Source organism: Puerhibacterium sp. TATVAM-FAB25 (assembly GCF_046535855.1).
GTDB classification, from domain to species: domain Bacteria; phylum Actinomycetota; class Actinomycetes; order Actinomycetales; family Cellulomonadaceae; genus Puerhibacterium; species Puerhibacterium variabilis_A.
Genome location: NZ_JAXUAK010000002.1, coordinates 377,118 through 383,241 on the forward strand (window position 1 = coordinate 377,118; position 6,124 = coordinate 383,241).

The window sequence follows — 6,124 nt, forward strand, 5'->3', positions numbered from 1 at the left end:
CCTAGTCACGCTTGTCACCGACCTTGAGCTGCACCACGGCGAGCGCGGCGACGATGATGAGGATCACGTAGGAGATCGCCGACGCATAGCCGAAGTTGGGGCTGTTGCGGAACGACACCATGTACAGGTAGTGCGAGATGGTCATCGACGTGTTCGCCGGACCGCCGGCGGTGAGCGCGTAGGACTCGTCGAAGAGCTGGAGCGTGCCGTTCGTCGACAGGATCGCGGTGAGCAGGATCATCGGCTTGAGCTGCGGCACCGTCACGTACCAGAACGCCTTCGCCGAGCTCGCGCCGTCGATCTTGGCGGCCTCGATCGTCGAGCGGTCGACCGTCTGCAGCGCCGCCAGGTAGAAGATCATGTTGTAGCCCGTCCAGCGCCACAGCAGGCCGAGGATGAGCACGAAGCGGGCGGTTCCTGTCTGACCGAGCCAGTTCACGGGCGCGTCGACGAGGCTTAGGCCTGTGAGCAGGTCGTTGACGAGGCCGTCGTTGGCGAACATCGTCCGGAAGACGAGGGCGTAGGACACGAGGCCGACCGCGCTCGGGAGGAAGATGGCGGTGCGCCACATGCTCTTGAACCGCAGGTTCGGGTTGTTCAGCAGGTTCGCCAGGACCAGCGCCATGACGAGCATGAGCGGGACCTGGATGATCAGGTAGATGAACGTGTTCTGCAGGGTGAGCTTGAAGGTCTCGTCCTCGAGCAGGCGCGTGTAGTTCGACCACAGCGGCTCGGCGAAGCTCAGCCGCGTCCCGCGGCCGGTCTGCAGCGACAGGATCGCCGCCTGGATCATGGGCCAGAAGCTCAGCCAGAGGATGAGCAGGGACGCGGGGAGCAGGAAGACCCAGCCCGTGAGGCTCTTGCGGCGCTCGAGCGGCGAGATCTTGGGACGGGGCGGCAGGGGCGCAGCCACGGTGCCGGTGACGGGAGCTTCTCCCGAGACGGACCGCTGCGCCGTTGCAGTCGGACGAGCCACGGCGGGCCCACCTTTCAGATGCGCGTGCGACGGGACAGAGCCCGCGCGCGGCAGGACGGCGTGGGCCGCCCCGCCGCGCGCGGGGAGTGGGTCAGGAGCCCATCGCGAACTCGACGGTCGACTGGGCCTCTTCGAGCGCGGCCTTCGGGTCGGCCCCGTTCATGATGTTCGTGATCGCGACGCTGACCGCGTCACGCCCCTCGTAGTAGTAGGCGCCGGTGTTGTTGCTCGGCACCTCCGCGGCGTAACCGACGACCTTGCTGTAGATCGAGTCGCCGCCGAAGAACTCCTGGGGCTCGCCGTAGACGTCGCTCTCGCTGGCGGGGAGCCAGTTCGCCAGGGCGCCCGCCTCGGGCAGGATCGTGTCGTAGAGCTCCGACGAGCCGGCGAACGTCTTCGCCAGGAAGTCCTGCGCGAGCTCGACGTCCGCGTTGGAGCTGACCGCCCACGAGGAGCCGCCGTTGGCGGTGTAGTTCGTCGCGCCCTCCACGCCGTCGAGCGAGGGCACGTTCGTGATGGCCCACTTGCCGGACTGGTCCTCGGCGCTCTGGATGGAGCCGAGGATCCACACGCCGTTGACCGTCGCGGCGACCGTGTCGTTGACGAGCGTGTTGATGTACTCGTCCCAGGTGTTCACCTCCACCAGGACGCCGGACTCGACGAGCCGCTGGTAGGTGTCGATGGCGGCGGTGAGCGCCGCGTTGTCGACGATGGTCGGGTTGCCCTCCGCGTCGAACAGGCTCGCGCCGGCGCTCTGCAGCATCATGACCGGGATGTCGGCAGACCCCGCCTGCCCGGACAGCAGGGGCTTGCCCGTCTTCGCCAGGACGTCCTCGCCCAGCGTGATGAACTCGTCCCAGGTGATGTCGGTGAAGTCGTCGGCGGTGTAGCCGGCCTCCTCGAGCACGTCCGTGCGCAGTGCCGTGACGGCGGTGCCGTTGTCGAAGGGCACGCCGTAGTTGACGTCGTCGACCGTGGAGTACGCGACGACGGACTCGGGGAACTCGGAGAAGTCGACGTCGCTGCCCGAGAGGTCGCTGAAGAGGTCCGGGTAGTTGAGGACGTTCTTCTGGAACGCGTTGTTCTGCATGAGGAAGATGTCCGGCAGCTCGCCTGTCTCCTGGGACTGCGCGAGCGTCGTCAGGCGCGTCTGGACGTCCTCCCAGGGCACCTCCTGGATGTCGAGCTTGAAGTCCGGGTTCTCCTGCTGGTAGACCTTCTCGGCCTCCTGGAGGGCGTAGATGTTGAACGCCGGGTCCCACGCCCACACCGTCAGGGTGTTGTCGCCGTCGCCCCCGCCGCCCTCGCCGGAGCCGGTCGTGCTGCCACCGCCGCCGCAGGCGGCGAGGGCGAGCCCGAGCGGCAGGACCGCTGCCATGACTCCGAGCTTGCGTGCTGTAGTCCTCATGGAACGCCGTCTCCTTCTGGTGTGTGTCGCGTCGTTGCGTGCCACGTCCGACGGCTGCGCCGCGGGAGCGGCGGCCGGGCAGGCTGCCCGCCACCTCCACCGATGCGGACGTCGTCGTCCCGAATGGTGACGTGAACATAGCAGCGCGGCTCGGCGACGGGGCAAGGATGAAAGGTCACACTCCTGTAACGATGGGAACGCTCGGGTGCGGCTTGTCCGGCCCGTTGGCAACGTCACCATCAGCGGCCGAGCGGGCCGTCTATCATGGCGCCATGCCCACACCGACGACGGCGCGGCGGAGGTCGACCGGTCCCTCCATCGAGGACGTCGCGCGCCTGGCTGGGGTGTCGGCGCAGACAGTCTCCCGGGTCGCGAACGGGGCGCCGTCCGTGCGGCCCGTCACCCGGGACCGCGTGCTCGACGCCATGGGCAAGCTCGGATACTCGCCGAACCGGGTGGCACGGGCCCTGCGCAGCGGGCACTTCGGCACCATCGGGCTCCTGGCGCACGCCTTCGACCGCACGGGCGAGGCCGGCATCACCGAGGCCGTGCTCGAGGCCGCGGAGCTCGAGGACTACACCGTCACGCTCATCCACGTGGGCACGCCCGGCGCCGCCGACTGGCAGCACGCCGCGCGGCGCCTGTCGCAGCGGGCGGTCGACGGCCTCGTCATCATCCGCGCCGAGGAGAGCGCTCCCGAGACGCTGGCGCTGCCGCCCGGGCTCCCGGTGGTCGCCTCGTACTCCCGGCTCGTCGGGCAGTACCCGGCGGTGGCCGCCGACCAGGTGCAGGGCGTGCGCGACGCCGTCGAGCACCTCCTCGCTCTCGGCCACCGGACCGTTCACCACGTCGCAGGTCCGGTCGACTCGGAGCCCGCCATGAGCCGCCTCGCCACCTGGCGGCGCCGCCTGCTGGAGGCGGGCGTCGCGCCGCCCCCGCCGTGGCCCGGGGACTGGACCCCGCAGGCGGGGTACGCCGCCGGCCGGCACGTCGCGACCGACCCTGACGTCACCGCGGTGCTCTGCGCGAACGACGAGACCGCGTTCGGACTGCTCCGTGCCCTGCACGAGCACGGCCGCCGCGTCCCGGAGGACGTCTCCGTCGTCGGCTTCGACGGCATCAGGCTGTCCGAGTACAGCATCCCCCCGCTGACCACGGTGCAGCAGGACTTCCACCGGATGGGCCGCGAGCTCGTCACGCTGCTGCTCGGCCAGATCCGCGGCGGCGAGACGCCGGGCCTGGAGCCCGTCATGGTGCCGACCCGTCTCGTCGTCCGCGCGAGCACGGGCCCTCCGCGACGCTGAGCGCGCGGCACAGGGCCGTGGGAGCGCGGTGGAGCCGGGTGCCTGTCCGGAGGACCCCAGACGCCGGCCCAGCAGGTCCTGCGCGACGGTGAGGTGCTCGGTGAACGACCAGAGGCCATCCCGCGCCCCTTCGTGAAGGACTCCGAGATGGCCTCTGATCAGCATCGACGGTGGAGCTGAGGGGACTCGAACCCCTGACCCCCTGCATGCCATGCAGGTGCGCTACCAGCTGCGCCACAGCCCCGCGGCTCCGGCCACCGGTCCCCCGGCGAACGAGCCTCGGAAATCGTACCCGATCCGCCGGCCCGGTCCCGCACCGGGTTCCGCACCGCAGCCACCATCAGCCCGGGACCATGGGCCGGGCCTTCCCCACGAGCACCTCGGGCTTGCCCTCGCCGGTGACCATCGCCTCGGCGACGACGGCGCCGAGCGCCGCGGGGTCGTCCTGCCCGTGCACGCTGTCGTCCGGCGCGGCCCACGAGAAGCGTCCACTGTGGCAGGCCGCCGGCCGGCACGGGCGTCGGCCTGCGAAGCCCCGGGAACGCAAGAACGCCGGGCTCGACGAGCCCGGCGTTCCTCCGGTGGAGCTGAGGGGACTCGAACCCCTGACCCCCTGCATGCCATGCAGGTGCGCTACCAGCTGCGCCACAGCCCCGTGAACCTGGCCGTGACGCCTGATTCGGGTGGTCGTGCCCGGGATCGCTCCGCGGGAACGTCCGTAATACTACGCAGGGTTGCCCCGCGGCTCCAAATCGGCGGGATCCTGCCGCGCCCTCAGCCCAGGTCGGCGGTGTCCGGCTCCTGCTCGACGCCCGTGGCCGGGCCGGCGTGCCACTCCTCCGCCGCGTAGCCGGCGCCCACGTTGTGGGTCACCAGGCGCCACTCGGGGGCCAGGCCGCCGCGCGACCGCCGCAGCTCCGTCCAGTGGGCGTTGGTCAGGCCGACGACGCCGCGCCACGCGTCCGGGTCGAGCCCGAGCAGCGCGGTGAGGCCGGTGGTCAGGGCGGCACCGTGCGAGACGACGACGAGCGTGCCGCCGTCCTCGACCGCGGCGGCGTGCTCCCGGACGGCGCGCAGCACGCGCCGCCCGACCTCGCCGCGGGTCTCCCCGCCGGGCGGGACGCCCTCCACGTCGTGCCCGCCGCGCCAGGCGGCGTGCTCCTCGGGCCAGCCCGCGGCGATCTGCGCGTCGGTCAGGCCCTCCCACTTGCCGAACGCCCGCTCGCGCAGCCGCTCGTCGGGCAGCACGTCGGCGCCGACCAGGTCGGCGTACGCGCGGGCCGTGTCCACGGCGCGCGTCAGGTCCGACGCCACCACCCGCGCCGCGCGGTGGGCGCGCGCCAGGTGCGTTGCGGTCTCGGCCGCCTGCCAGCGGCCGACCTCGTCGAGCGGGACGTCGGTCTGCCCCTGCAGGCGCCCGACGAGGTTCCACTCCGTGCGCCCGTGGCGCAGCAGGACGACGGTGCCCGCGGTCATCGGGCTCAGTCGGCCGTGGCCGGCTGGGCGGGCGTGCCGTCGGCGTTCGTGACGTCGTCCGGCAGCGGCACCACGGGGCAGTCCTTCCACAGGCGCTCGAGGGCGTAGTACACGCGGTCCTCCGCGTGCTGCACGTGCACGACGACGTCGCCGAAGTCGAGCAGCACCCAGCGCGCCTCGGACCGGCCCTCGCGGCGGATCGGCTTGGCGCCGGCCTTGTGCATGGCCTCCTCGACGGCGTCGACGATCGCCGAGACCTGGCGCTCGTTCGTGCCGGACGCGATGAGGAAGACATCGGTGAGCACCAGCTGCTCGCTCACGTCGAGCGCGATGATCTCCTCCGCCTTGCGGTCGGCGGCGGCGCGGGCGGCGACGACGGCGAGCTCGAGAGCGCGCTCGGTTGCGGTCACGGGGTTCCCTCCCAGGGGCCGGGCTCGACGGTCGTGACCGTCGCCGCGGCGGAGTTTTCGGACGAGAAGCTGGGCTGCTCGGTGTCGATGAGCTTCCACAGCAGCAGGCCGAGGACGAACGCGACCACGACCAGGACGATGTAGTGCAGCCACGTGTAGGACGCCCCGTGCCGCTCCTCGGGCTCCTCCTGCTGCGGCTGCTGCCCGACCCGCTGCGGAGCCGGCTGCTGGGCAGGCTGCGCTGCCGCGCGGGCGCGCTGCGACGGCTCGGCGCCGAGGACGGCGTCGAACGGCGAGGCCGGGCGGCCGCCGGGCGGCACGCTCGCCGGCATGCCGGCGACGGTCGCCGCGGGTTCTGACGGCTGCGTGGGCGCCGCGGACGTGGGCGCCGACGACGTGCGCGCCGACGCTGCGGCGCCGGAGACCGGGCCCCAGGCGGGCGCCGCGCCGGGGGCGCGCCCCCGCGCGCAGGGCCGCGCGGGGGGGGGCGGCGCGGGCGGGGGCGAGGCAACCGGGGGACGCCCGTGACGCCGGGGGCGGAGGGGGTGTG

General features: G+C 72.3%; 6 protein-coding genes and 2 tRNA genes. 1 reads left to right on the forward strand and 7 read right to left on the reverse strand.

Annotation, left to right across the window (positions count from 1 at the left end; genetic code table 11):
• Position 1: 1 nt before the first annotated feature.
• Both U5M74_RS03980 and U5M74_RS03985 read right to left on the reverse strand, forming a co-directional pair.
• On the reverse strand, positions 2–913 hold the full coding sequence (locus U5M74_RS03980; protein WP_410906358.1) for a carbohydrate ABC transporter permease: 912 nt from the start codon (positions 911–913) through the stop codon (positions 2–4).
• A 154-nt stretch (positions 914–1,067) separates the two neighbouring features.
• Positions 1,068–2,384 carry an ABC transporter substrate-binding protein gene (locus tag U5M74_RS03985; protein ID WP_410906360.1) on the reverse strand — a complete coding sequence of 439 codons (1,317 nt, stop codon included), beginning with the start codon at positions 2,382–2,384 and terminating at the stop codon, positions 1,068–1,070.
• A 272-nt stretch (positions 2,385–2,656) separates the two neighbouring features.
• Between U5M74_RS03985 and U5M74_RS03990 the strand changes: the two genes are divergently transcribed.
• Entirely contained in the window at positions 2,657–3,688 is a 1,032-nt protein-coding gene (locus tag U5M74_RS03990; RefSeq protein ID WP_410906361.1) for a LacI family DNA-binding transcriptional regulator, read from the forward strand.
• A 171-nt stretch (positions 3,689–3,859) separates the two neighbouring features.
• On the opposite strand, the gene U5M74_RS03995 is transcribed toward U5M74_RS03990, so the two are convergent.
• From U5M74_RS03995 to U5M74_RS04015, 5 genes are all read right to left on the reverse strand, one after another.
• Positions 3,860–3,932, reverse strand: a tRNA-Ala gene (locus U5M74_RS03995).
• Positions 3,933–4,270: 338 nt separating this feature from the next.
• A tRNA-Ala gene (locus U5M74_RS04000) sits at positions 4,271–4,343 on the reverse strand.
• Positions 4,344–4,462: 119 nt separating this feature from the next.
• Positions 4,463–5,164, reverse strand: a complete 702-nt coding sequence (locus U5M74_RS04005; protein ID WP_410906363.1) for a histidine phosphatase family protein — start codon at positions 5,162–5,164, stop codon at positions 4,463–4,465.
• 5 nt (positions 5,165–5,169) lie between these two features.
• Positions 5,170–5,574, reverse strand: a complete 405-nt coding sequence (gene rsfS, locus U5M74_RS04010; protein ID WP_069984085.1) for a ribosome silencing factor — start codon at positions 5,572–5,574, stop codon at positions 5,170–5,172.
• Positions 5,571–5,906, reverse strand: coding sequence for a hypothetical protein (locus tag U5M74_RS04015; RefSeq protein WP_410906365.1), 336 nt, complete (start codon positions 5,904–5,906; stop codon positions 5,571–5,573). The genes rsfS and U5M74_RS04015 overlap by 4 nt, the downstream gene beginning before the upstream one ends.
• Between the last annotated feature and the right edge of the window lie 218 nt (positions 5,907–6,124).